Raw genomic sequence first — 22,787 nt, 5'->3', positions numbered from 1 at the left:
AGGTTCCTGTGGCGGTCAGTCTCCCGCGCCGGTGTACCGCCCTGCTCGCGATCCTCGCCGCCGCGTTCGCGGTGGTCATCGCGCTGCCGGCGCCCCCGGCGTCGGCCGACCCCGAGGGCGGCACCAAGAAGCTGCGCGCCACGCTAGAGGCCGCGGCCAAGGGCTACGACCAGGCGAAGACGAAGCTGGCCGGCTCCAAGAAGCGGCAGAAGCAGCTGACCGAGGCGCTGAAGCGCTCCGAGGAGAACGCGAAGGCCCTCACCGGCCAGGTCAACGCGGTCGCCAACCGCGCCTACCAGATGGGCCGGATCAACACGGTCACCCTTCTGCTCAACAGCTCCGATTCGGGCAGCTTCATCGAGCGGGTGCAGAGCCTCGACATGCTCGCCCAGATGGACGGCGGCACCCTGGCCGGCTACCGGACCGAGATCGAGAACTCGAAACGGGCCAAGATCGCCCTCGAATCCGAGATCAAGGAGCAGCAGCGCCAGGTCAACGTGATGGCCAAGAGGAAGCGGGATGCCGAGGTCGCGCTGGCCGAGGTCGGCGGTGGGGCGGCCGGCGGTTTCGTCGACCCGAACTCCCCGGCGGCCGAACCGGCGCCGCGCAACTCCGACGGCTCCTGGCCGAAGGAGTCGTGCACGGTCGACGACCCGACCTCCGGCGGCTGCATCACGCCGCGGACGCTGCACGCCTACAAGCAGGCACAGGTGGCCGGGTTCAAGCGCTACACGGTGTGCTTCAGCGAGCGGTCGTCGGGTGAGCACCCCAAGGGCAGGGCCTGCGACCATTCGGCAGCCTCGGGCGGTTTCGAGAACGTGGCGGCCACCGGTGGCGACAAGTCGTACGGCGACCGGCTCGCGGCGTTCTACGTGAAGAACGCGGACGAGCTCGGCGTCATGTACGTGATCTGGTACCGCCAGATCTGGATGCCGAGCACCGGCTGGCGTGCCTACAGCGCGAGTGGTGGCCCCGCGGCGGTACACACCAACCACGTACACCTCTCCATGCTCTGAGGCCCCGGTAGCATCGCGGCGGTGGAGAAGCAGCCGCGAGCCCTGCCCTCGGCCCTGGCCACCGCCCTCGCTTTCGGCGCGAGCGGAGCCGTTCTGGTCCTGGAGATCGTCGCCCTCCGCCTGGTCGGGCCGTACGTCGGTGTGACCCTCCAGGTCAGCAGCTCGGTGATCGGCGTCGCGCTGGCCGCCATCGCCTACGGCGCCTGGGTGGGCGGCCGCCTCGCCGACAGGTTCGACCCGCGGACCCTGCTCGCCCCGGCGCTGATCCTCGGCGCGATCGGGACGGCGCTCACCCTGCCGATGGTCCGCTGGGGTGGCGAGCTGTTGCGTGGCGGCGCCGCCCCGGCCGTGCTGATGCTCGCCACACTGGCCGTCTTCCCGCCCGCCCTGGTGCTCTCCGCGATCGCCCCCATGGTGGTGAAGCTGCAACTCGGCGATCTGCGGCGGGCCGGTTCGGTGGTGGGCCGGCTGTCCAGCATCGGCACCCTCGGCGCGATCACCGCGACGTTGGTGACCGGTTTCGTCTTCGTCGCGGCCATGCCGAGCAGCGTGATCATCCTCAGCCTGGCGGTGCTGCTCGCGGTCAGCGGTGTGGCGCTCGGCTGGTGGCTGCGCCGCGACCTGCCCGGCAATTCCCGGATCCGGGCATCGCTCGCCGCGGTGGGGCTCGCCGGAGCCGGGCTCGGCGCGGTCTCGCCCACGCCCTGCGATGTGGAGACGGCCTACCACTGCGCGAGCGTGGTCCAGGATCCGGCGCGCGAGGGAGGCCGGACCCTGATCCTCAATTCGGCCCGGCACTCGTACGTCGACCTGACCGACCCCACGCACCTCGAGTTCGACTACGTGCAGTGGATCGGCGCCGTCACCGACGTGCTGGAACCGCCCGGCGCCCCGATCGACGCTCTGCACCTGGGCGGTGGCGGGTTCACCGTCCCGAACTATCTCCACGCCACCCGACCAGGCAGCGATCAGCTCGTCCTGGAGCTCGACGGCGGGCTGGTCGGTCTGGACGAGCGGGAACTCGGCCTGACCACCGGCTCTGATCTGCGGGTCCGGGTCGGTGACGCCCGTGTCGGGCTCGCCGAGCGACCGGACGCCGCCTACGACCTGGTGGTCGGGGACGCCTTCGGGCACCTGGTGGTGCCGTGGCACCTGGCCACCCGGGAGATGGCCGACGACATCGCCCGGGTCCTGCGCCCCGGCGGCGTCTACGCCCAGAACGTGATCGACTACCCGCCGAACCGCTTCATCCGCGCCGAGGTGGCCACCGTGGCGGCCGCCTTCCCGCACGTCGCCCTGATCGCCCCACCGGACGCCATCGCCGGCAGGCGCGGCGACAACTTCGTCATTCTGGCCTCCCACGACCCGCTGCCAATCGACGCGCTCAGGGCTCCGCTCGCCCGGCTCGGCGCGCCGCCCGCCCTGCTGGCCGGCGCCGAGCTGGCCGGCTTCGTCGGCGACGCCCGTATCCTCACCGACGACTACGCTCCGGTCGACCAACTCCTCGCCGGCTGACCCGCCCGCCTCCCGGAATCGGTCGGCGAGGGTTTCCGAGTGGGTTTCGGTGTGCGGCACCGGTCCGCCGGTCACTCGGGCGAGAATCGGCGCATGGGGCGTACGGAGCGAAACGGTCATGATGGATCGCCCCGTCTCGCGGGCCGGTACCGCCTGATCGAGAAGCTCGGCACCGGTGGAATGTCGGTGGTCTGGCGCGGCTACGACGAGATCCTCGGCCGCGACGTCGCCGTGAAGGTTCTCGAACCCGGGCTGGCCGAGGATCGCACCTTCCGTGACCGACTGCGCCAGGAGGCCCTGGCCGCGGCCCGGCTCTGTCACCCGCACATCACCGGCATCCACGACTTCGGCGAGGCCCCGATCTCGGACCGGCTGACCGTCCCCTACGTCGTCATGGAGCTCAACGACGGCGAGTCCTTCGGCTCCCGGCTCGGCCGGCAGGGTGCGCTGGAATGGCGGGAAGCCGTCATGATCGTCACCGAGGTGGCCTCCGCGCTGGCCACCGCCCACGCCCGCGGTGTCGTGCACCGGGACGTCACCCCGGCGAACGTGATGCTCACCGGGGCTGGCGCGAAGATCGTCGACTTCGGGATCTCCGCGGTGGTGGGCCAGCGGGACGCGGCCCCGGACGGCAGCCTGCTCGGAACTCCGGCCTACCTCGCCCCGGAACGCCTCGGTGGCTCCTCGGTGTCCCCGGCCACCGACGTCTACGCCCTCGGTCTGCTGCTCTACCGCGGGCTCACCGGCCGGATGCCGTGGCCCGCAGAGAGCACCACCGAGGCCCTGCGCGCCCACCTCTACGCCGATCCCGAGCCGATCCCGGACCTTCCTGGGATGCCGCCCGTCATCGCCGAACTGTGCCTGCGCTGTCTGGCCAAGAGCCCCGCCGATCGCCCTGCCGCCGCCGAGGTGGCCCGAGGGCTGGCCGCGACCGTCGGCCTGCGCCCGATCATTCCGCCGCTGCGCCCCGGCGAGCGGCCGGCGGTCCGGGCGGTGGTGGCCGTGCCGTTGGCCCGTGACCGATCCGGGATACGCCGTGGGGTCCGCGCCTACCTCAGGTCGCCCGCCACCTTGCGGCTCCGGGCCGGCCTGCGCCTGCGGACCGTCCTCCGGCTCGGCTCGGTACGCCCTCTTGGCGGCGGTCTCTTCGTCGGCGGCCGCCGGAGCCGTGCCCTGACGCCCCCGGAACGCCTGCGGGACCGCCGATCGGCGATCGCCGCCCTGGCCACCGTGGTCCTGCTCGCCTCCGGACTGCTCAACTGGTCCGCGCGGCGGGAGGTGGCCGAGCCCGACCGGACGAGCACCACCGCCACCGGCACCGGCGTCCCCGCGGTCGACCGGCCTAGCCGGGTCCGTTGCACCGTCCGCTACCAGGTACGGCGTGACTCCGGCGGCTACTTCGAGGCGAGACTGAGCGTGATCACCACCGAGACGTCCGGCTGGCGGGTCGAGTTCTCCTACCCCGGCGGCCAGCGGCTCGCCGCCACACCTCGGGCGGTGACCCAGCAGGGCCGTCGCGTGGTGCTGACCGGCCGCGGCCGAAGCCGGGTGGTCACCCTGCACGGCGGTTACCGGCAGCGGAACCCGCTGCCGCTCTCCTTCGCGCTGAACGGGCAACCGTGCCGCGCCGAGGTCACGGGCTTGACCGGGCCGGCCCCACCCGGGAGCGAATCGGTCAACACGACGACGATAGAGGAACGCGCGCCCGAGCCGAAGACCAGCCAGCAACGCAAACGCGTCCCGTCCCGGCGCGGCGGAGCGCCTCGACCGGGAACCGGCGCCGCTCCGGCACCGGCCGCCAAGCGCGCCACCGGCTTCTCGCTGGCGCTGTGACGGTTCGCCGCTCCGCTGACGCTCCGTCGATAGGGTCGAGGTCATGACAAGACTCGCAGTGGTCACCGGTGGCGGAACCGGGATCGGCAAGGCGACAGCCGGGATGCTCGCCGGTGAGGGATTCGACGTGATCATCGTCGGGCGCCGGGCCGAGGTGCTCACCGATGCGGTGAAGTGGATCGGACCGCAGGCCACCGCCGTGACCGCGGATGTCTCGGACCCGGCCCAGGTGCCCGCGGTGGTCGAGGCGGTGGCCGGGCGGACAGTGGACGTGCTGGTCAACAACGCGGGAGCGTACATCTCCGGTGACGAGGACACCCTCGACGGCGTGGCGGCCCGCTGGCGCGCCAACCTCGACTCGAACGTGCTCTCCGCGGTCCTCACGACCACCGCGCTCCTTCCGCGTCTCCGCCGGCCGGGCGGCAAGATCATCCTCACCAGTTCGATCGCCGCCCAGCGGGGCGGCGGCGGGCCCTACTCCGCGGCCAAGGCCGCACTGCACGGCTACGGGCTGGATCTGGCCACCTCCCTCGGTGCCGAAGGCATCACGGCGAACGTCATCTCGCCGGGCTACATAACCGACAGTGAGTTCTTCGACGGCCGGATGACCCCGGAAGGACATCAGATGCGCGTCGACGCCTCCCTGGTGAAGCGGGCCGGTGTCCCGGACGACATCGCCGAGACGGTCCGCTGGCTGGTCGGCCCGGGTGGTGGGTTCGTCACCGGCCAGATCATCAACGTCAACGGAGGCACCGTCCTGGGGCGGTAGCGGACGGCGGTGGGCCGCTCACGCCGCACCGCCGGTGAAGCGGCCCTCGCCGGGACGATTGGCCCGGAACCGCAGCGCCGACCAGCGCTCGTCGATCGCCACCTGCCCGCACGGGCGCATGTCGAAATCGGCGACGACGGGCCAGAGCGAGTCCCGGTTGATGTCGGCCTTGTTGCCCTTCAAATAGGCGATCCAGAATGCGGCCGGCTTGTCCAGGTCGGCGCGGTTCTGGTCCAGCTGCTCCCGGACGGCCTCGGCATCCGCCACGAACAGCACGGCCGTGCTCGCCGTCGCCAGCGTGCCGGCCTCGCGCACACCCTCCGGCATGGGGGTGAGCAGCGGAAGCCGGGCCGGTTCGTTGAGCCAGACGGTCGAATGCGGCTTTATCAGCAGTTTCTCGGCGATCGTTTTGGACATGTCATCGAGACTTTCATCAGTACGGCGAGCGGTCGGCGTCTTCTCCGAACCACCCCCACGGGCGTGACCAGGGGTAGGAATCCGTCGGCCGCGGCCGCCCGGCTCACGCCGGGCCGGCCGCGGCTCGTCCAGCCGTTCGGCGGGCCGGGCCGGCCGCAGCCGGCCCGGCCTGGTGGTGGCCGGGGCCCCGCCTCCGCCGGGCGGACCCCGCTCCGTGCCGGGACGGCCCGCTGAGACCTCCCCCATGACATCCGCATGGCGACCCCCGATCGATCCGCTTGAACGACCAGGAGCATGGCCCGGATCGGCGAGGCGCCGCTCGAATCGTGTCCTCGGCCTGTGGACAACTCCGTACTGTGGATAACTCGGGAAGGGCCACGGCGGGCTGATAGACATGCCGGGTGACTGAGACGACGCGGATGGCGGCTGGCGAGGCCGAGCGGGCGGTCGTGCGAGAGCGCGCCGAGGAGGTGCTCCGCCGGCTCGCCGGGGAGCATGCGGTGCTGCGGGAGGACCAGTGGCGGGCCATCGAGGCGCTCACCGTGGACCGACGGCGGGTCCTGTGCGTGCAGCGCACCGGGTGGGGCAAATCGGCGGTCTACTTCGTGGCCACCGCCCTGCTCCGGTCGGGAGACAGCCCAGCCGGGCCGACGGTCATCGTCTCCCCGCTGCTCGCCCTGATGCGCAACCAGGTCGACTCGGCCGCCCGCGCCGGGATCCGGGCGCGCACCATCAACTCGGCGAACCTCGACGAGTGGAGCCTGATCGAGCACGAGATCCGTGCCGGTGAGGTGGATGTGTTGTTGATCAGCCCGGAGCGGCTCAACAACCCGGACTTCCGCGACAACGTCCTGCCCGGCCTGGCGGGGAGCACCGGTCTCCTGGTGGTCGACGAGGCACACTGCGTCTCCGACTGGGGCCACGACTTCCGCCCCGACTACCGGCGGCTCCGCACCTTCCTGGCCGGCCTGCCGACGCGGACGCCGGTGTTGGCCACCACGGCCACCGCCAATGCGCGGGTCACCGCCGACGTCGCCGACCAGCTCGGTGACGCGCTGGTGCTGCGCGGCCCGCTGGAGCGAGACTCGCTGAGGCTCGCCGTGCTGCGCCTGGAGAACCCGGCACACCGCCTGGCCTGGCTCGCCGATCACCTGGAGCGGCTGCCCGGCTCCGGCATCGTCTACACGCTGACGGTCGCCGCGGCCACCGAGACCGCCGACTTCCTGCGGTCCCGCGGCTTCGAGGTGGCGTCCTACACCGGCCAGGTGGAGGACGCCGAGCGCCGGGCCGCCGAGCAGGACCTGCTGACCAACAAGATCAAGGCGCTGGTCGCGACCTCGGCCCTCGGGATGGGCTTCGACAAACCCGACCTCGGGTTCGTCGTCCACCTCGGCGCGCCGCCCTCGCCGATCGCCTACTACCAGCAGGTCGGCCGGGCCGGCCGCGCGGTCGAGCACGCCGAGGTGGTGCTGCTGCCCGGCCAGGAGGACTCGGCGATCTGGCGCTATTTCGCCTCGCTGGCGTTCCCGCCGGAGGACCAGGTGCGAGCGGTCCTGGCCCGCCTCTCGCCGGACCAGCCGATGTCCACACAGGCGCTGGAGCCGCTGGTCGACCTCCGCCGCACCAGACTGGAGCTGATGCTCAAGGTCCTCGACGTGGACGGCGCGGTGCGCCGCACGCGCGGGGGCTGGCTCACCACCGGAGAGCCGTGGACCTACGACGAGGCCAGGCTCCGAAGGGTCGCCGAGGCACGCGAGGCCGAGCAGAAGACCATGATCGAGTACGCGGTGACGCCCACCTGCCGCATGGAGTTCCTCCGCCGCTGCCTGGACGATCCCGGGGCGGCGGCATGCGGCCGGTGCGACAACTGTGCCGGGCCGTTGTTCGATGCCGAGGTGTCCGCGCCATCGCTCGCCGCGGCGGAGGCCTTCCTGGGTCGCCCCGGCACCGAGATCGCGCCGAAGAAGATGTGGCCCACCGGCCTGGCCGCCGTCGGCGTCAACCTCAAAGGCCGGATCGGTCCCGCTGAGCAGATCGAGCCGGGCCGTGCCGTCGGCCGCCTGTCGGACCTCGGCTGGGGCGGCCGGCTGCGGGCCGCGGTCTCACCCGAGTCGCCGGACGCGCCGATCACCGCGGACCTGGCCGGTGCCGTGGTCGAGGTTCTCAAGGCCTGGGCCAGGGGGGATGACGCCTGGCAGCAGCGCCCGGCCGCCGTCGTCTCCGTTTATTCACAGCGTCATCCACAACTTATCCACAGCCTCGCCGAGCACATCGCCACCGTCGGCCGCCTGCCGATGCTCGGCATGCTGGAGTCGACGACGTCCCCGGACGCCAGCGGTCACCGCGGCAACAGCGCTCAGCGGGTCCGCGCACTGCACGACGCTTTCACCGTCCCACCAGAGATCGCCGCCGACCTGGCCGCCCTGTCCGGCCCCGTCCTGCTGGTCGACGACCTGGTCGATTCCGGCTGGACGATGGCTCTCGCCGGCCGGGCTCTCCGGAAGGCGGGCGCCCCAGGCATCCTGCCCTTGGCCCTGGCCGTAGCGGGTTGACCGGGCCGCGCCGCATGGGCCCGGCGGTAGCGGGTTGACCGGGCCGCACCGCATGGGCCCGGCGGTAGCGGGTTGACCGGGCCGCACCGCATGGGCCCGGCCGTGGCGGGTTGACCGGGCCGCACCTCATAGGCCGGCCGTAGCGGGTGTGCACGCCGGTCGGTCCGGTGGGCGGCGGCATAGGCGTGCTGCCCAGGGCATTCAGGCCGTGTGCTGGTACTGCCGCGGGTCGCTCTGCTCCGGCAAGCAGGCGGTCCGCGGCCCCAGCGAGTAAACGGGCCCGCGATGCAGCCGGTGGGACGGCGGGGCGTCAGGCTCTGCCGAGGATCGGGTTTCCGGTGGGGCGGCGGTCGATCTCCATGAAACGGTGTGCGCCTTCGAGTTCGGCGAAGCCGGAGCGGCGGTAGACCTCTTGAGCGTCCCTAGTGGCCAGGAGGAAACGTTGGACACCCCGCTCGGAGAGGTCGGCCAGAATCGAGTCGATCAGCCATTTGCCCAGGCCGCGACCTCGGTGAGTGCCGTCGATGAAGACATCGCAGATCCAGGCGAAGGTGGCGCCGTCGGTGACGGCCCGGGCGAAGCCCACCTGCTCGGCGCCGGCGAAGATCGCATACGGTAGGGAGCCGTCGATGGAGCGGGCCACCAGATCGTAGGAGCGGCCGACCGCCCAGTAGGACTCCTCGGCGAGCCAACGGTGCACCCGGGTGAAGTCGACCCGTTTCGGGTCGGCGGTCAGTACATATCCGCCGTGAATCAGATCCTCCATCAACTCCTCCTTCGTTACGGTTCCGCAAGGGGCCGGTCGCATGGTGTCACAGCGGTTGATGAGCCGATCCGCCGAGCCGGGTGTCGTCCACCGGGGAAGGCCGACCGAAAGCGAGGACCAGTCGATCGACCGCGGCGGCCAGACGGGCCAGCCAGCGTCCGGGGCTGCCGCCGCCGGGTGGCGGTGCGTCGAGCACCCAGTTCGGGATCTCGGAGGGGGCCGGCAGACGGGCCGCGCCCTCGGCGCTGAGCACCAGGCGGCGCAGGCGGCGGGACAGGCACATCCCGTCCAGTTCGGCCAGGAGCACGGCGTCGTAGACGTCCTTCATCGCGGAGACGCCCTCGGTGCCCTGGTCGACGGTCAGCCAGTGCAGCTTCCAGGCGAGGGAGAGCTCGCGGCTCGCCGTCCACGCCATGGTCGGCGGCAGCCCGTCGGCACGCCGGATGGGTGTGCGGACCACCGCATCCGCCATCACCTCGTCGTAGGCCAGGTCGATCCGGGCGCTCCCGATCTCGCCGCCCGGCGCCGTCCACGGGATCACCATGCGGGCACGGCTGCCGGCGACCATGCGAATGTTCGAATACTCCGACCACGAGACGGTGTAGTCCCAGGTCGCCTCGTGCGCGATCCGGCTCGCGTCGAGGACCACCCCGCCGGACGCCCGGGGGTGTGCGGCCAGCAGCTTTTCGAGGCGGTCGTGGACCGGATCGGGGGCCTCGTCCGGTTGGGCCCCGGCCACCCAGCTCGCATGATCCGGAGACGACGCGGACTGCGGGCCGTCGGTGTCGAACTCCTGGAACGTCCAGGGCAGGTGACGGGCGGCCGCCGGCCAGTGGTGGGGGACATCGACGCGATCCAGCACCGGGTACGGATCCAGGTAGTCCACGGGCACCGCGTCGGGCGGCCACACCACCCAGTCGATGTCGCCCGGTGGGCGGGCCGCGTCGCCCACCCACGACGGCATGGTCATGCTGCCGCGCAGCACCAGACACTCCGCCCACGGCTGCTCGGCGACCACCCCGAGGATGTGATCGAGAGCGGCCCGGTGCGCGGTCATGCCGGGGTGCCCGACGGGTCGGCGAACCAGCCACCGTCGAGGCCCGGGTTGTCGTCTACCAGCACGTACTCCTCCTCGACCTCGGCCACCTCTACGCCCGCGCGAGCGATGGCGGCGAGTAACCCGGCCAGCGCCGTGGCCGCCTCCGGCCGGCCGGCCCGGTAGCACCGCTGAGTGACGAACCTCTCCTGCACGCCATCGGGCCGTGTCCGCCGGGCATTGCGCGACAGGTGGGCGCCGTGCCGGACGGCCAGCTCACGAACCGGCTCCAGCGGGGCTCCGGCGGGCAGCAGCACCTTGACGTGATGCTCGAAGTAGAGGTCGGGCCGTGCGTCGGCCGCGGTGAGGGGCGCCTCGCCGCCGGACGCGGCGGCCTCGACCTTGAGCCGGGTGACCGGGAGGCCGGCCGCCCGCAGGGTGGCCGCGACCCGGCGGGCGTCCGCCTCCGCCGAGACCGGTGTGCCGTCGGACAGCCAGCTCAGCATCGGCTGGCTGGTGTGGTCGCCGCGATCGAGCAGGATGCGGGTGTATCGCACGCCCCTAGCCGCAGCCCAGGATCGAAGCTGCTCGTCGTCGGCCTCGGCCACGACCGTCAGATGGATCTCGTATCGGCTCACGCGCGCACGCTAACGGCGGGGTGTGACATCTCCGGGGCGCGGAATCGGTGGACGGTAGGCTCACGGGGGAGCCGGCGGGGTTTCGGCGACAGGCGGAAGGGGTCCCATCATGGCGGTCACCAGCACCTACACCGTGAAAGGCATGACCTGTTCGCACTGCGTGCAGTCGGTGACCCAGGAGCTGTCCGCACTGCCAGGCGTCACCGGCGTGCAGGTCGATCTCGCCTCCGGCGGGGTCACGGTCGCCAGCGAGACCCCGCTCGCCGAGCAGGCGGTGCGGGAGGCGGTCGACGAGGCCGGCTACGAGCTCGCGGATGCCTGACGAGACGCAGGCCACCCCGGTCGGGCGCAAGCCGGCCGAGCAGCGTCACCCATCAGAATCAATGCCCATAAAAGCCGAAAAATCGGAAATCGAGGGTACGCGAGAGCCACGCCCCGACCCCAGCACGCCGCCGAGCGCCGCCCCACCGGCCGACGAGGACCGGAACGCCCCACCGGCCGACGAGGACCGGAACGGGCGGGTGGACACCGGCGCGCCGCGTCTCGGCCTGGTGGGTGGGGGAGACGGCTCTTCCGCGACGCCCGGATTCCGGTTCGCGGCCATCGGTGCGCTGCTGATCGTCGTGCTCTTCGCGGGCTACGGGCTGGGCCGGCTCAACGGCGGCACCACCGGCACGACGGCGACCCCGGCCACCACGCAACCCACCCCGACGGCGTCCGCCTTCGACGAGAGCCGACCGCACACCCACGGCACCACCGCACCGATCGGCGCGACCGGGCAGGGCGCCGCCGTCGGTGGCCTCTCGCTCAGCGGCAACGGCCTCACCCTGACCCCGCTGGTCACCACCTTCCAGGGCGGCCGTCCGCAGCGGCTGGACTTCACGATCAACGGCCCGGGCGGCGCGCCGGTCACCACGTACGCCGTCGTGCACGACAAGCCGCTGCACCTCATCGTGATCCGCCGTGACCTGACCGGCTTCCAGCATCTACACCCGGTGATGGCGGCCGACGGCACGTGGAGTGTCGACCTCACCCTCGCCGAACCCGGCGTCTACCGCATGATCGCCGACTTCACCGCGGTGGTCGGCGGTGAGCGGCTGGTGTCCACGCTGGGCAGCGACCTGACGGTCGCCGGGAGCTACACGCCGGTCACCCTGCCCGATCCGGCGCGGGCCACGACCGCCGACGGCCACCAGGTGGGGTACGAGGGCACGCCCGTCACCGAGTCCACCCAGCCGCTGCTGATGACCGTCACCGACGCGGCCGGCCGGCCGGTGACGGTCGAGCCGTACCTGGGCGCCTTCGGTCACCTGGTGGTGCTGCGCCAGGGTGACCTCGGCTACGTCCACGTGCATCCGGAGACGCGACTGGTCGACGGCAAGGTCAAGTTCTGGCTGGCCGCCCCGAGCCCCGGCACCTACCGGATGTTCTTCGACTTCCAGGTCGCCGGGAAGGTTTCCACGGCGGCCTGGACCGTGGTGGTCAGCTGAGCATCCGGGAGAGCGCCGGCGTCACGCCCCACTGGCCGGTCAGCGAGTCGTACTCGGCCCGCTGCTCGTCGGTGGGCGCCGCGCCGGTCCGCCGGGCCCGCAGCATGAGGTTGCGCGGGGTGTGCGCCGAGTCGATGAACTCGACCACGTCCACCCGATAGCCGCGCAACCGCAGCAGGGCGGCCCGCAGCGAGTCGGTCAGCACGTCGGCGAACCTCTCCCGCAGGATCGCGTGGCGGGTCATCTCCCCGTACGGCGAAGGGGTTGCACTGCCTTTGATCTGCGCCGCGATGTCGTGGTGGCAGCACGGGGCGGCCAGCACCCACCGGGCCTCCCAGCCGACCGCCCGGGCCAGCGCCTGGTCGGTGGCCGTGTCGCAGGCGTGCAGGGCGAGCACCAGGTCCGGCTGGAACGGCAGCTCGGCCTCCTCGATCGTCCCGGCCACGAACGTCACGTCCGCCGCGCAGCCGAGTTCGGCGGCGACCGCGCTGTTGCGGACCCTCTGGTCCTCCCGGACATCGACCCCCACGACCTGGACGTGCGCGCCCCGGCCGGACAGATATCGATAGGCCGCGAAGGTGAGGTAGGCGTTGCCGCAGCCGAGGTCGACGACGCGCAGCGGGCTCGGCAGCTCGTCGGGCAGGGTCGCGGCGAGCGCGCGCAGGAAGGCGTCGATCTGGCGGCGCTTCGCCGCGGTGCCGCCGACCACCGAGAACAGCGGGTCGCCCGGATCGAGCAGCCACTGCTTGGCCCGATCGTGGCCCTCGGCGGCACGCGGCGTGGCGACGGCTCCGGCCCGGTGCACCTGCGCGTCGCCCTTCTTGGTGATCCGCACCTGCACGGTGGCCGAATCGGTCTCCACGTGCCAGTTGCCGAACGGCTCGGCCAGTAGCTCGTCGACCGCGGCGGCGGCCTCCGGGCCGGGCGCGACGTTCCGCGTGAACGGCCGAGCGCCGTCATCAGTGACGATCTGTAGTTTCCGCCCGTGCTTGAGAGTTACCGGCCGCACCTGGGCCCGGGTCACCGAGGGTACGTGCCCGCGGCGCCGGCCGGCCGCGACGGCCCGGGTGAGGCCCGGTGCGAGCAGGAGCTCCCGCACCTCGGCGAGGACTGTTTCGAGCGGTTCTGGCATGGAATCCATTCTGCCCGGCGCCCGGGATGTCCCCGCGGGGCTGTGGATCTCGCGCGGCGCGGTTAGGTTGATCGATGTAGAAGAAGAAGACGAGGTGCCCCCACATGTCGTTCCTCGCCGATTCCTCCGCGCCCACGCTGCTCACCGCCCGTCTGCGGGAGGCCACCAGACAGGAGCACGCCGCGGCGCGGCACAGCCCGTTCATCGATGGGATAGCCTCCGGGCGCCTGCCGATGGCCGCGTACGCCGAACTGCTGGCCCAGTACTGGTTCGTCTACGAGTCACTGGAGCTGGCCGCCGGCGCGATGGCCGACGACCCGGTGGCCCGGCGGTTCGTCTACCCGGAGCTGTACCGGATGCCGTCGCTCGAGTCCGACCTGCGGTTCCTTTTCGGGCCGCGCTGGCAGAGCCGGATCGCCGCGCTCCCGGCCACGACCACCTACTGCACCCGGATCCGCAGTGCCGCGTTCGACCGGGCCACCGGGTATGTGGCCCATCACTGCACCCGCTACCTGGGCGACCTCTCCGGCGGGCAGTGGCTGGGGCAGGCGGTCGTCGGGGCGTACGGGTTCCGCCGTCACGGATACCGGTTCTTCGTGTTCGAGGGCGTCGACCCGCCGCTGTTCCGGGCCCGCTACCGGGAGCGGCTCAATGCCGTCCCGTGGAGCCGAGCCGAACAGGACGCCTTCGTCAACGAGGTGTCCGCCGCGTTCCGCCTGAACATCGACCTGCTGGCCGAGCTGTGGGAGAGCTGGACCTGACGGTGGATCTTGAACGACCGGCCACCGCATCCGGTGGTCAATCGTCCAAGATCCGGCCAGGAAGGGTCAGGCCTCCGAGGCGGCGTCCGAGGACGCGGTGGTGCGGGTGGTACGGCGACGGCGCCGCCGAGGAGCGTCGCCCTCGTCCGGCGAGTCCGCTGCGGCGGCCTCGGGAGCCGGAGCGGACTCCGTCGCCGGAGCGGCCGCGTCACCCTCGGAGAAGATCACCGAGGTGGCGGTCGTCCGGCGGCGACGCGTCCGGGCACGAGGAGCGGCCTCTTCCGAGCCGGTGACCGTGCCCTGCGCCTCGGAAACGGCGGAGGGCGCCTCGGAAACGGCGGAGGGCGCCTCGGAAACGGCGGAGGGCGCCTCGGAAACGGCGGAGGGCGCCTCGGAAACGGCGGAGGGCGCTTCGGGAGTGCTGGCGGGCGTACCGGAAGCGCCGGACGGCGTACCGGGAAGGGGCTCGGAATCCTCGCCCACCCGCCGCCGGCGACGCTGCCGCTGGGGCCGCTCGCCACCGTCACCGGACGGCGAAGCCGCACCGGCGCTCTCGGGCGACGGCCCGGAGTCGCCACCGCGTGAGCGCCCACGACCGCGGTCACGGTCACGGTCACGGTCACGGCCGCGGCCGTTACCGCGCCGCCCACCGCCGCCGAGATCCTCCTCGACCTCGGCCGACAGCCCGGCCCGGCTGCGCTCGGCGGTCGGCAGCGTGCCCGAGACGTCGGTCGGGATCTCCAGGTCGGCGTAGAGCGCGGGCGACGTGTGGTACGTCTCCGGCGGCTCCGGCATGCTGAGGCCGAGCGACTTGTCGATCAGCACCCAGCGCGGCATGTCCTCCCAGTCCACGAAGGTGACCGCGACACCGGTGGCGCCCGCCCGGCCGGTGCGGCCGATGCGGTGCGTGTAGGTCTCCGGGTCCTCCGGGCAGTCGTAGTTGATCACGTGGGTGACGCCCGAGACGTCCAGCCCGCGGGCCGCCACGTCGGTCGCCACCAGCACGTCGATCTTGCCGCTGCGGAACGCCCGCAGAGCCCGCTCGCGCGCGCCCTGACCCAGGTCACCGTGGACGGCGGCGACCGCGAACCCGCGGAAGTCGAGGTCCTCGGCCACCCGGTCGGCGGCCCGCTTGGTACGCGTGAAGATCATCGTGAGGGACCGCTCGCGCGCCTGGAGGATGCGCGCCACCATCTCCAGCTTGTTCAGCGGGTGGGTGCGGTAGACGACCTGCTTGGTGAGCGGCGACGGGCCGCTCTCGGTGGTGTGCCCGGCGTGGATGGTGACCGGGTTGCGCAGGAACCGCCGGGACAGGGCGACGATCGGGTCCGGCATGGTGGCCGAGAACAGCATGGTCTGCCGCTGCTCCGGGATCATCGCCAGGATCTTCTCGACGTCCTCCAGGAAGCCCAGGTCGAGCATCCGGTCGGCCTCGTCGAGCACCAGGGCCTGGATCGAGCTCAGCTTCAGCTGCTTCTGCTTGCACAGGTCGAGCAGGCGGCCGGGGGTGCCGACCAGGATCTCGACGCCCTTCTTGAGCGCCTCGACCTGAGGCTCGTACGCCACCCCGCCGTAGATCGGCAGAACCCGGACACCCCGGGTGCTGCCCGCCGCGGCGAGGTCGCGGGCCACCTGGAGACCCAGCTCACGGGTGGGGACGACGATCAGGGCCTGGGGCTGCCCGGTGGCGCCCTCGGAAGGGGCGGTGACCCGCTCCAGCAGTGGTAGACCGAAGCCGAGGGTCTTGCCGGTGCCGGTGGGAGCCTGGCCGATCAGGTCGGTGCCGCGCAGCGCGATCGGAAGTGCGTACTCCTGGATCGCGAACGCGTGAGTGATGCCCGCCTTGGCCAGGGCCTCCACTGTTTCGGCGCGAACGCCCAGCTCAGCGAAGGTGGGGCTGTCGGGACGGACCGGCGCGCGGGTGGTGACGGGGACTAGAGCTTGCTCATTGTCGGTCATGAAGTTTTACGGGTGCCCTCTCGTGGTGCGCCCGTCGAAAAGCTCTGGGGCGCGGTCTCGTATAGGCGCGGGCCGCACGCTCGAAAGCGGGCCACACGCTGGCCGTCGACTCGACAGATCGACGGCGACTCAGGCCACTCTACCCGACCTGCTAGCAGACGCATCCAAGAGAGAGTTACGGGAGGGCACCCTGAGACCAGGGTGCCCTCCCGTGATGAAACTCAGCGAGTGGTGAAGCCGAACGGGCGGTGTGACGCCTCGGCGATCTCCACGTAGGCCACCTTGGTGATCGGGATGATCACCTTGCGGCCCTTCTCGTCGGTGAGTGTCAGGACGCCGTCCTTGGCCAGAGCCTCCGTTACGGCCTGCTCGACCTCCGCCGGAGTCTGAGCGCTCTCCAGCACAAGCTCACGCGGCGACTGTTGCACGCCGATCTTGACCTCCACGGAGCCCCTCCTCAAGAAATCCGTCTACCCGATCGAAAGGCTATCCGATTTCCGCAGGAGTACCGGCCGTTGAACCACCCTGCAGCGGGAAGCTGGCGATCCCACGCCAGATCAGCGCTGCTACGAGCGCTTCGGCTTCAGCTTTGGGCGTACGCCGGCCGTTCGCGAGCCAGAACTGCGCGGCCTGTCCGGCCGCCCCGGCGAGGCCGGAGGCGAGCAGTTCGGCCTGGTCCGGCCGGAGCCCGGTGTCCGAGATGATGGTGTCGGTCACGGCCGCGATGCAGCCCTGCTCGACCCGCTCCACCCGCTGGCGGACCTGGGGGTCGTTGCGCAGGTCCGACTCGAAGACGAGCCGGAACGCCTCGCTCTCGTGATCCATGAAGTCGAAGTACGCCCGGACGGCGCCCTTCACCCGGTCCTTGTTGTCGGGGGACGCCAGCATGGCCCCGCGCACCTTGGCGATTATCGCGTCGCAGTGCGTGTCCAGCAGGGCCAGGTAGAGCTCCAGCTTGCCGGGGAAGTGTTGGTAGAGAACGGGCTTCGAGACGCCCGCCCGCTCCGCGATGTCGTCCATCGCGGCGGCGTGGTAGCCGTGCGCGACGAAGATCTGCTGCGCGGCGGCGAGCAACTGCTTGCGTCGCGCCGATCGGGGCAGGCGGGTGGGTCGTGCGGTCTGTTGCCCGCCGGACGCAGCGGTCATTTCTGTGAACCTCCAGGGGGTCGGTCCCCGCGGTTTGGCTTCCTGGATTGCCCGGATCGGCTCATGTCGCGGTCGTGCGGGCAATTGTCGCGACGCTGCAACTTATCGCCACTGCAACGACACGGTAGCCTCAGCGGGGGCGAGCGAGGAGCACGCGGTGGATGAATCAGGGCATTCCGGAGAAGCCGGAGCCTCAACGGGTGGCAACGGCGCCGACTCGCATGACCGCAACCGGGTGAACGGCTGGGCGAGCACCGACAGTCCGTGGGCCAACAATGGAGCCGCATTGGAGCAGGGAGTGGACACGCCACCATGGCGGCGTCCGTCGGATGGGCGAACCTTCGGCCGGCAGCAGTTCCCGCCGGAACGGCCCTTCGGGGCCGCGCCGTCGTCGGCCGTTCCGGCGCCCCAGCCGGGTCCCGAGATTCCCCCGCCAGGGGACACCGCTCCGTGGCCGGACCGCAACCGCCTTGCTGACATCCTCGGCCACCGGCGGCCCCCCGCGCCGTCGTCCGGAGCGCCCGGCCCGAGCAGCGCGCCCCCGTTTCCGTACGAGGGCGATCTCGACGACTCGTACCGCGATCCGGGACCGCAGCGCAGCTCCGCGCCGCTGACCCGGCCCGACTGGGCTCCCGACTCGCCGGCGCCGGTCTCCTCCGAGCCGCCCCGCTCCCGGCACGCCCTGGTCACCGACACGCTCGCCCAGGGACTGCCCCAGTTCGACGCCCCGGCGACCGACGGGGACCCGGCGACGGCCCGTTCGGCGTACGATGCGTCGAGCTTCCCGCACCACCCGTCCTATGCACCGCCCCCCGCGTTCCCGGGTCTCCCGGAGCCGGCCTCCACGGCCGGCGCCGAGGGTGAGCCGAGCGGGACACTGCCCCAGCGCGTCCCGGCCCAGCCGGACGTCCCGAGAGTTCCGGAGCCGCCCTCCGTGGAGCCATCGGCCGAAGCGCCCGCCCTGGCGCGCATCGCGACGCACCTGCGCCGCGGTGACGTCGTGCCGGCACAGGAGCGTCAGGAGGGCTTCGACGTCCAGGACATCCTCGCCGCGGTCCGCGAGGTCGACGGCGTGCGTGACGCCTCGCTGCGGGCCACCCCGGCGGGGGCGCACAGCCTCCGGCTGGACCTGTCCGACGGCGCCGACCCGGCCGAGGTGAGCCGCCAGGTGGCCCGCCTCCTCCAGGACCGGATGGGCCTCGACGCGGCCATGCCCGGTGACCCGCCGGCCGCCCTGCGCCCGCCGTCGAACCCGTCCCGGACCCCGCTGCTGCCCACCCAGCCGACCCGGCCGGGCCGGGCCGCCGCCCCGGTGTCGTCGATGCCCGCGCCCGCACCTGTGCCGATACCGGTCGCGCCGGTGGCCCCGGTCGCGCCGGTGTCCGCCATGCCGCGGATCCCGGTCGAGGAGCCCCGGCCGCGGGTGGTGAACGCGGGCGCCTCGCTGGTGCCCGCCGACGCCTCCAAGCCACGCCCGCTGGACCCGGGCGACAACCCGGGCCCCCGCGTGATCATCGAGAACGTGCACGTCAACACGTTCGGTGCGGATGCCACCGTCGAGGTGCGGCTGCGCGCCGGCGGGCGGACCGCCTCCGGCGTGGCGACCGGCCCGGCCGTCGACGGCTACCTGCTGCGTCTCTGCGCCACGGCCACCGCCGGCGCTGTCGACGACCTGCTCTCCACCTCCCAGCACCGGGACGGCCCGGCCCGCTGCTTCGTCGAGCACGCCTCCGCCGTCGCGTTCGGCCCGATGCAGGTCGCCGTGGTGGTGCTGCTGCTGTCCTGCGGCGGCGGCTGGGTCGAGCAACTGGCCGGTTCCGCCGTGGTGACCGGCGACGACCGGCACGCCATGGTCCGCGCCACACTGGCGGCGGTCAATCGGCGTCTTGAGGCACTCTTGGCTTGATGAAGGGTGCGGTGCTGGCCGACGACAGTGCGCTGTTGCCGGCGGATGTGGTTCCGCCTCCGTGGCCCGCGCGCCGGGTCACGGTCGGCGGCGCGATGCTGCATGTCCGCGACACGCCGGCCCAGAGCCCCGGCGCCGAGCCCGCCGTCTACGTGCACGGGCTCGGCGGCTCCGCACAGAACTTCACCGATCTCGCCGGGCTGCTCGCCGACCGGCTCGACGGCCAGGCGCTCGACCTGCCCGGTTTCGGTTACAGCGACCCGAGCCCGCGCTACTCCATCGCGGCCTTCGCGGCCACCGTGATCGACTACCTGGAGCACGCCGGTCGCGGCCCGGTCCACCTGATCGGCAATTCGCTCGGCGGCTCCATCTCGGTGCGGGTCGCGGCCCTGCGGCCGGACCTGGTGCGCACGCTCACGTTGATCTCCCCGGCCATGCCGTTCCTGGACCCACGACGGACCGCGCAGGGCCCGGTGCTGCCGCTGCTCGCGATGCCCGCCGCCGAGCGCCTGATGGCCTGGGCGCTCACCCGGGTCACCGCCGAGCAGATGGCCGAGCAGGTCCTGGCCGCCTGCTTCGGCGACACCACGAAGGTGCATCCGCAGCGCCGCGCCGAGGCGCTGGAGGAGATCCAGCTCCGCTACACGGTCGCCCACTACCCGAAGGCCTATCTGGGCACGCTGCGTGGCCTGGTGAGCAGCTTCCTCCGGGCGTACCTCCCGGGAGCCGACTCGCAGTGGCGCCTCGCCGCCCGCATCCAGGCGCCCACCCTGGTCATCGGCGGCCTCAACGACCGCCTGGTCGATCCCCGCGTGCCCGCCCAGGTCGCCAAGGTCGTTCCGGACGGTCGCCTGCTGATCCTGCCCGGCGTCGGTCACGTCGCCCAGATGGAGGTCCCGCGTCTGGTCGCCCGAGGGATCGTCGGCCTGCTCGACGACACCCGATGACCCTCCCGGCCCGCTGAGCCCCCCTCCGATGATTTCGCCTGCCGCCCCGCCCCGTGAGTCGCGGACCCCTTCCGGCGCGGACCGTTGGCGGCAGTCCTGGTTGATCGTCCTGCTCGCCACCGCGGTGCTGTTCGGGGCCGTCGCGATCGGCCGGCAGCTCTTCGCCGGCACCACCCCGGCCGGCCACCCGGTGGCGGCGGCCTCTCCCGCCGAGTTGGTCGTTCCCGTACCGTCCGAGGTTCCGTCGATCGCGCCGGGCAGCCCGCCCCCGGCCGTCCCGGCCGATTCCACCGCTGCCGAGACGCCGGTGTTCCCGGCCGGCGGCGTGATGCGGATCGACGGCCCGGTCCCGGCCGAGGGGTCCGGCGACTTCCAGTACGCGGGCGGTCACAGCCCCGTCTACGGAACGCGGGGCCCGGTGCGCCGCTTCAAGGTGGCCGTGGAGAAGGGCAGTGGCGAGGACGTGCCCGCCTTCGCCGCGCAGGTGGTCGCCACCCTCTCCGACGAGCGCGGCTGGACCGGTTCCGGCAGGCTGCGGATGCAGATGGTCGACGGCGCCGAGAAGGCGGATTTCACGGTCTACCTCGCCACCCGGGAGACCGCGGAGCTGATGTGCGAACGGGGTGGCACCAACATCCGGATCGGCGGGGTGCCGTTCACGTCGTGCCGGGCCACCGGGAAGGTCATCCTCAACCTGGACCGCTGGCGTGAGTCGGCCCGCCCCTACCTGGAGTCCGGCGCCGACCTGGCCGCGTACCGGCAGTACGTGATCAACCATGAGGTCGGGCACGAGCTGGGCCACCGGCACGAGGGCTGTCCCAAGGCGGGCGGCCCGGCCCCGGTGATGGTCCAGCAGACCCTCACGCTTCGTGGCTGCAAGCCGTACTCGTGGCCACGCCGCAACGACGAGGACCTGACCGGCCCGTCGCTCTGACGCTGTTCCGGTACGGAAATCCGAAAGTCCTGTGACAGACGGTGAGTCGTGGCAGGCTGGCGCTTGCTATGGCAAACGCGACAAATGGCCCCAATGATCCGGACGCTGGCACCGGTCGGCGTGGCCGGGCCGAGCGTTCCCGCGCCGAGGCGGATCCCACGGCGCCCCCGGCCATGCCCGCCGCCACCCCGGCCCGCCGGACACGCTCCGTGGCCGCCACGGCCAAGCCCACCGCGGACCGGCCCGCCAGGCCCCGCCGCACCCCGCCGCTGCCCGCCATGCCGGATCCGGCGGAAGCGGGAGCGCCGGATCCGGCGGAACCTCCGGCCATGACCCGCGGCATCGTCGAGCTCGCGGCCGAACGCCTCGCCGCCTCGCAGGCGGCCCGCGACCCGGAGCCGGAGCCGGAGCCGGTCACCCCCGCCACCGACGACCCGATGGCGGCGCCCGGTGTCCACGCGAATTCGCGGACGGCCGGAACCCGCCGATCGAGCCGGTCGACCGGTTCCGGCATCCGTGCCGTCCCCGGCGGCACCCGGCCCGGCACGGGCAACCGGCCACCGCCGGCGTCCCGCCCACCGACCGGCCCGCCGGAAGCCGTCCGCCCGCAGCCGGGCCTGTCCGGCGAGGACGGTCGGCTCGAGACGCCCGGCGCCCCGGCACGACCCGAGCCTCAGGACGAACCCGCGACCGTCGAGCGTCCCGGCGCCCACCGGGCCGAGACTCTCCCCGACCTGCCCGGCACCGGCCTGGAACCGCATGCCGGCCTCGCCGGTGTGGAGCCCAACGCCGAGTCGAACCTCCGGTATCCGCGGACGCGGAACCGCCCCGGGCTGCCGCCCAGTGTCCGCCTGCCCGCTGAGCTGCCGGACAACCTGTGGCCCCCGTCCGCCTTGATGGACCCGAGCCTCGCCGGGAATCTCCACGTGCCGGTGCTGGTGCCCCCGCGGGCGGAGGAGCCGTCCCCGGACGAGCGGCGCCGGCCCACGGCCGAGACGCTCCGGGACGAGGAACGCGAACCCGGCTTCCTGCCGTCCGTGCTGGCGCGGGGCGGCGACGACACCGGACACGTGCCCGTGCACTCCCGGGACGACGACGCTCCGGCCCGGCATGCGACACCCCTGCGCCGGATCCTGCGCCGCCGGAGGGCCGTGCTCGTCGCGTACCTCTTGATCGTCGTCGTGGTGTTGATCGCCGGCCATCAGCTTCGCGACCGGGACGAACCACTCGTTCCCGGGCAGGAGGCCGCGCAGCGCGCGGCCGAACCCGCGGGTGTCGGCCCGGCGCTCGGTCCGGTGCCGCCGGAGACCAGGGCCGAGCCGGTCGAACCGGCCGCGCCGGCCACGGGGGAGGCCGAGCAGGCCATCGGGGAGGACGACGAGCCGAAGGCGAAGGCGGGCGATTTCCGGTACGCGCGTGGCCGCGGCCCGATGCTGGGCACCGACGGCGAGTTGTACCGCTTCCGGGTGGCGGTCGAGAAGATCGTCGATGACACGTCGGCCAGGGAGTTCGCCGAGGCCGTCGACGGGACGCTGGGCGATGACCGGAGCTGGGTCAACGACGGCCGGCTGCGGCTGCGGCGGGTGGCGAACGGCGGTGACGACGTGGACTTCACGATCTTCCTGGCGTCGGGGGCCACCTCGGAGGAGATGTGCGCGGCAGGCGGCCTGGCCACCGAGGGGTACACCTCGTGCCGGATCCCCGGTCAGGTGATCATTAACGCGGACCGGTGGGCCGACGCGACACCCGACTTCGAGGGCCGGCTGGAGCAGTACCGGGAGTACACGATCAACCATGAGGTCGGCCACGAGCTCGGGCACGGGCACGAGAAGTGCCCCGGTGAGGGCGAGAAGGCCCCGGTGATGATGCAGCAGACCTTCGGTTTGAAGGGCTGCACCCCGAACTCCTGGCCCTACCTGGACGGCGAGCGGTACGCCGGTGAGCCGGTAGCCTGAGATATTCCGCGATCC

General features: G+C 72.4%; 20 protein-coding genes. 12 read left to right on the top strand and 8 right to left on the bottom strand.

Annotated features, from left to right (window positions below):
* The first annotated feature begins 8 nt into the window (after positions 1-8).
* From KZ829_RS03385 to KZ829_RS03370, 4 genes are all read left to right on the top strand, one after another.
* A complete protein-coding gene (locus tag KZ829_RS03385; protein WP_220142336.1) occupies positions 9-1,016 on the top strand; it encodes a coiled-coil domain-containing protein in 1,008 nt (335 codons plus the stop codon).
* Between the two features lie 21 nt (positions 1,017-1,037).
* A complete protein-coding gene (locus KZ829_RS03380; protein ID WP_220142335.1) occupies positions 1,038-2,531 on the top strand; it encodes a fused MFS/spermidine synthase in 1,494 nt (497 codons plus the stop codon).
* A 93-nt stretch (positions 2,532-2,624) separates the two neighbouring features.
* On the top strand, positions 2,625-4,364 hold the full coding sequence (locus tag KZ829_RS03375; RefSeq protein WP_220142334.1) for a serine/threonine-protein kinase: 1,740 nt from the start codon (positions 2,625-2,627) through the stop codon (positions 4,362-4,364).
* A 43-nt stretch (positions 4,365-4,407) separates the two neighbouring features.
* Positions 4,408-5,133: an SDR family NAD(P)-dependent oxidoreductase gene (locus tag KZ829_RS03370; RefSeq protein ID WP_220142333.1), complete on the top strand. Its 726-nt coding sequence runs from the start codon at positions 4,408-4,410 to the stop codon at positions 5,131-5,133.
* 18 nt (positions 5,134-5,151) lie between these two features.
* Here the strand turns inward: KZ829_RS03370 and KZ829_RS03365 are convergent, their stop codons facing one another.
* Positions 5,152-5,550 (bottom strand): hypothetical protein, encoded by a 399-nt coding sequence (locus KZ829_RS03365; protein ID WP_220142332.1) that lies wholly within the window; start codon positions 5,548-5,550, stop codon positions 5,152-5,154.
* A 419-nt stretch (positions 5,551-5,969) separates the two neighbouring features.
* Between KZ829_RS03365 and KZ829_RS03360 the strand changes: the two genes are divergently transcribed.
* The gene (locus KZ829_RS03360) at positions 5,970-8,102 is read left to right on the top strand and encodes a RecQ family ATP-dependent DNA helicase (protein ID WP_220142439.1); all 2,133 of its coding nucleotides are present in this window, start codon (positions 5,970-5,972) and stop codon (positions 8,100-8,102) included.
* A gap of 310 nt (positions 8,103-8,412) precedes the next feature.
* On the opposite strand, the gene KZ829_RS03355 is transcribed toward KZ829_RS03360, so the two are convergent.
* Genes KZ829_RS03355 through KZ829_RS03345 form a run of 3 tightly spaced genes read right to left on the bottom strand, consistent with a single transcriptional unit; the run spans position 8,413 to position 10,542 of the window.
* Positions 8,413-8,868, bottom strand: a complete 456-nt coding sequence (locus KZ829_RS03355) for a GNAT family N-acetyltransferase (protein WP_220142331.1) — start codon at positions 8,866-8,868, stop codon at positions 8,413-8,415.
* Between the two features lie 46 nt (positions 8,869-8,914).
* The gene (locus KZ829_RS03350; protein WP_220142330.1) at positions 8,915-9,925 is read right to left on the bottom strand and encodes a nucleotidyl transferase AbiEii/AbiGii toxin family protein; all 1,011 of its coding nucleotides are present in this window, start codon (positions 9,923-9,925) and stop codon (positions 8,915-8,917) included.
* On the bottom strand, positions 9,922-10,542 hold the full coding sequence (locus KZ829_RS03345; RefSeq protein ID WP_220142329.1) for a hypothetical protein: 621 nt from the start codon (positions 10,540-10,542) through the stop codon (positions 9,922-9,924). The genes KZ829_RS03350 and KZ829_RS03345 overlap by 4 nt, the downstream gene beginning before the upstream one ends.
* Positions 10,543-10,651: 109 nt before the next feature.
* On the opposite strand from KZ829_RS03345, the gene KZ829_RS03340 reads away from it, so the two are divergent.
* Together KZ829_RS03340 and KZ829_RS03335 are read left to right on the top strand one after the other, a co-directional pair.
* Positions 10,652-10,864, top strand: a complete 213-nt coding sequence (locus tag KZ829_RS03340) for a heavy-metal-associated domain-containing protein (RefSeq protein WP_183226930.1) — start codon at positions 10,652-10,654, stop codon at positions 10,862-10,864.
* Entirely contained in the window at positions 10,857-12,032 is a 1,176-nt protein-coding gene (locus KZ829_RS03335; RefSeq protein WP_246634915.1) for a DUF8832 domain-containing protein, read from the top strand. The genes KZ829_RS03340 and KZ829_RS03335 overlap by 8 nt, the downstream gene beginning before the upstream one ends.
* Here KZ829_RS03335 and KZ829_RS03330 read toward each other — a convergent pair.
* Positions 12,025-13,164: a class I SAM-dependent methyltransferase gene (locus KZ829_RS03330; protein WP_220142328.1), complete on the bottom strand. Its 1,140-nt coding sequence runs from the start codon at positions 13,162-13,164 to the stop codon at positions 12,025-12,027. The two genes, KZ829_RS03335 and KZ829_RS03330, sit on opposite strands and share 8 nt — an antisense overlap.
* A gap of 104 nt (positions 13,165-13,268) precedes the next feature.
* Between KZ829_RS03330 and KZ829_RS03325 the strand changes: the two genes are divergently transcribed.
* Positions 13,269-13,925: a biliverdin-producing heme oxygenase gene (locus tag KZ829_RS03325; RefSeq protein WP_220142327.1), complete on the top strand. Its 657-nt coding sequence runs from the start codon at positions 13,269-13,271 to the stop codon at positions 13,923-13,925.
* A gap of 66 nt (positions 13,926-13,991) precedes the next feature.
* Here the strand turns inward: KZ829_RS03325 and KZ829_RS03320 are convergent, their stop codons facing one another.
* The 3 genes from KZ829_RS03320 to KZ829_RS03310 all read right to left on the bottom strand — a co-directional run bounded on the left by KZ829_RS03320 (position 13,992) and on the right by KZ829_RS03310 (position 17,030).
* On the bottom strand, positions 13,992-15,884 hold the full coding sequence (locus tag KZ829_RS03320; protein ID WP_220142326.1) for a DEAD/DEAH box helicase: 1,893 nt from the start codon (positions 15,882-15,884) through the stop codon (positions 13,992-13,994).
* A gap of 221 nt (positions 15,885-16,105) precedes the next feature.
* A complete protein-coding gene (locus tag KZ829_RS03315; RefSeq protein ID WP_188120892.1) occupies positions 16,106-16,330 on the bottom strand; it encodes a DUF3107 domain-containing protein in 225 nt (74 codons plus the stop codon).
* 40 nt (positions 16,331-16,370) lie between these two features.
* Positions 16,371-17,030, bottom strand: coding sequence for a TetR/AcrR family transcriptional regulator (locus tag KZ829_RS03310; protein ID WP_183226922.1), 660 nt, complete (start codon positions 17,028-17,030; stop codon positions 16,371-16,373).
* A gap of 286 nt (positions 17,031-17,316) precedes the next feature.
* Here KZ829_RS03310 and KZ829_RS03305 point away from each other — a divergent pair, with 286 nt between their 5' ends.
* The 4 genes from KZ829_RS03305 (at position 17,317) to KZ829_RS03290 (ending at position 22,772) form a co-directional block, all read left to right on the top strand.
* The gene (locus KZ829_RS03305; RefSeq protein ID WP_246634914.1) at positions 17,317-18,936 is read left to right on the top strand and encodes a Daple; all 1,620 of its coding nucleotides are present in this window, start codon (positions 17,317-17,319) and stop codon (positions 18,934-18,936) included.
* The gene (locus tag KZ829_RS03300) at positions 18,936-19,883 is read left to right on the top strand and encodes an alpha/beta fold hydrolase (protein ID WP_220142324.1); all 948 of its coding nucleotides are present in this window, start codon (positions 18,936-18,938) and stop codon (positions 19,881-19,883) included. Before KZ829_RS03305 ends, KZ829_RS03300 begins: the two co-directional genes overlap by 1 nt.
* A gap of 28 nt (positions 19,884-19,911) precedes the next feature.
* Complete coding sequence (locus KZ829_RS03295) at positions 19,912-20,817, top strand: DUF3152 domain-containing protein (RefSeq protein ID WP_220142323.1); 906 nt, start codon at positions 19,912-19,914, stop codon at positions 20,815-20,817.
* A gap of 329 nt (positions 20,818-21,146) precedes the next feature.
* Positions 21,147-22,772, top strand: coding sequence for a DUF3152 domain-containing protein (locus KZ829_RS03290; protein ID WP_246634913.1), 1,626 nt, complete (start codon positions 21,147-21,149; stop codon positions 22,770-22,772).
* Positions 22,773-22,787: the final 15 nt, after the last annotated feature.

This window comes from Actinoplanes hulinensis (assembly GCF_019429605.1).
GTDB classification, from domain to species: domain Bacteria; phylum Actinomycetota; class Actinomycetes; order Mycobacteriales; family Micromonosporaceae; genus Actinoplanes; species Actinoplanes campanulatus.
The sequence above is the reverse complement of the archived record's forward strand: the minus strand, read 5'-3'. Positions and strand labels throughout refer to the sequence as shown.

Excerpts from the sequence above, each read along its gene's own strand:
- KZ829_RS03375 (WP_220142334.1), top strand. The coding sequence starts at position 2,625 with ATGGGGCGTACGGAGCGAAACGGTCATGATGGATCGCCCCGTCTCGCG.
- KZ829_RS03370 (WP_220142333.1), top strand. The coding sequence starts at position 4,408 with ATGACAAGACTCGCAGTGGTCACCGGTGGCGGAACCGGGATCGGCAAG.
- KZ829_RS03365 (WP_220142332.1), bottom strand. The coding sequence starts at position 5,550 with ATGTCCAAAACGATCGCCGAGAAACTGCTGATAAAGCCGCATTCGACC.
- KZ829_RS03360 (WP_220142439.1), top strand. The coding sequence starts at position 5,970 with ATGGCGGCTGGCGAGGCCGAGCGGGCGGTCGTGCGAGAGCGCGCCGAG.
- KZ829_RS03355 (WP_220142331.1), bottom strand. The coding sequence starts at position 8,868 with ATGGAGGATCTGATTCACGGCGGATATGTACTGACCGCCGACCCGAAA.
- KZ829_RS03350 (WP_220142330.1), bottom strand. The coding sequence starts at position 9,925 with ATGACCGCGCACCGGGCCGCTCTCGATCACATCCTCGGGGTGGTCGCC.
- KZ829_RS03340 (WP_183226930.1), top strand. The coding sequence starts at position 10,652 with ATGGCGGTCACCAGCACCTACACCGTGAAAGGCATGACCTGTTCGCAC.
- KZ829_RS03335 (WP_246634915.1), top strand. The coding sequence starts at position 10,857 with ATGCCTGACGAGACGCAGGCCACCCCGGTCGGGCGCAAGCCGGCCGAG.
- KZ829_RS03330 (WP_220142328.1), bottom strand. The coding sequence starts at position 13,164 with ATGCCAGAACCGCTCGAAACAGTCCTCGCCGAGGTGCGGGAGCTCCTG.
- KZ829_RS03325 (WP_220142327.1), top strand. The coding sequence starts at position 13,269 with ATGTCGTTCCTCGCCGATTCCTCCGCGCCCACGCTGCTCACCGCCCGT.
- KZ829_RS03320 (WP_220142326.1), bottom strand. The coding sequence starts at position 15,884 with ATGACCGACAATGAGCAAGCTCTAGTCCCCGTCACCACCCGCGCGCCG.
- KZ829_RS03310 (WP_183226922.1), bottom strand. The coding sequence starts at position 17,030 with ATGACCGCTGCGTCCGGCGGGCAACAGACCGCACGACCCACCCGCCTG.
- KZ829_RS03300 (WP_220142324.1), top strand. The coding sequence starts at position 18,936 with ATGAAGGGTGCGGTGCTGGCCGACGACAGTGCGCTGTTGCCGGCGGAT.
- KZ829_RS03295 (WP_220142323.1), top strand. The coding sequence starts at position 19,912 with ATGATTTCGCCTGCCGCCCCGCCCCGTGAGTCGCGGACCCCTTCCGGC.
- KZ829_RS03290 (WP_246634913.1), top strand. The coding sequence starts at position 21,147 with ATGACCCGCGGCATCGTCGAGCTCGCGGCCGAACGCCTCGCCGCCTCG.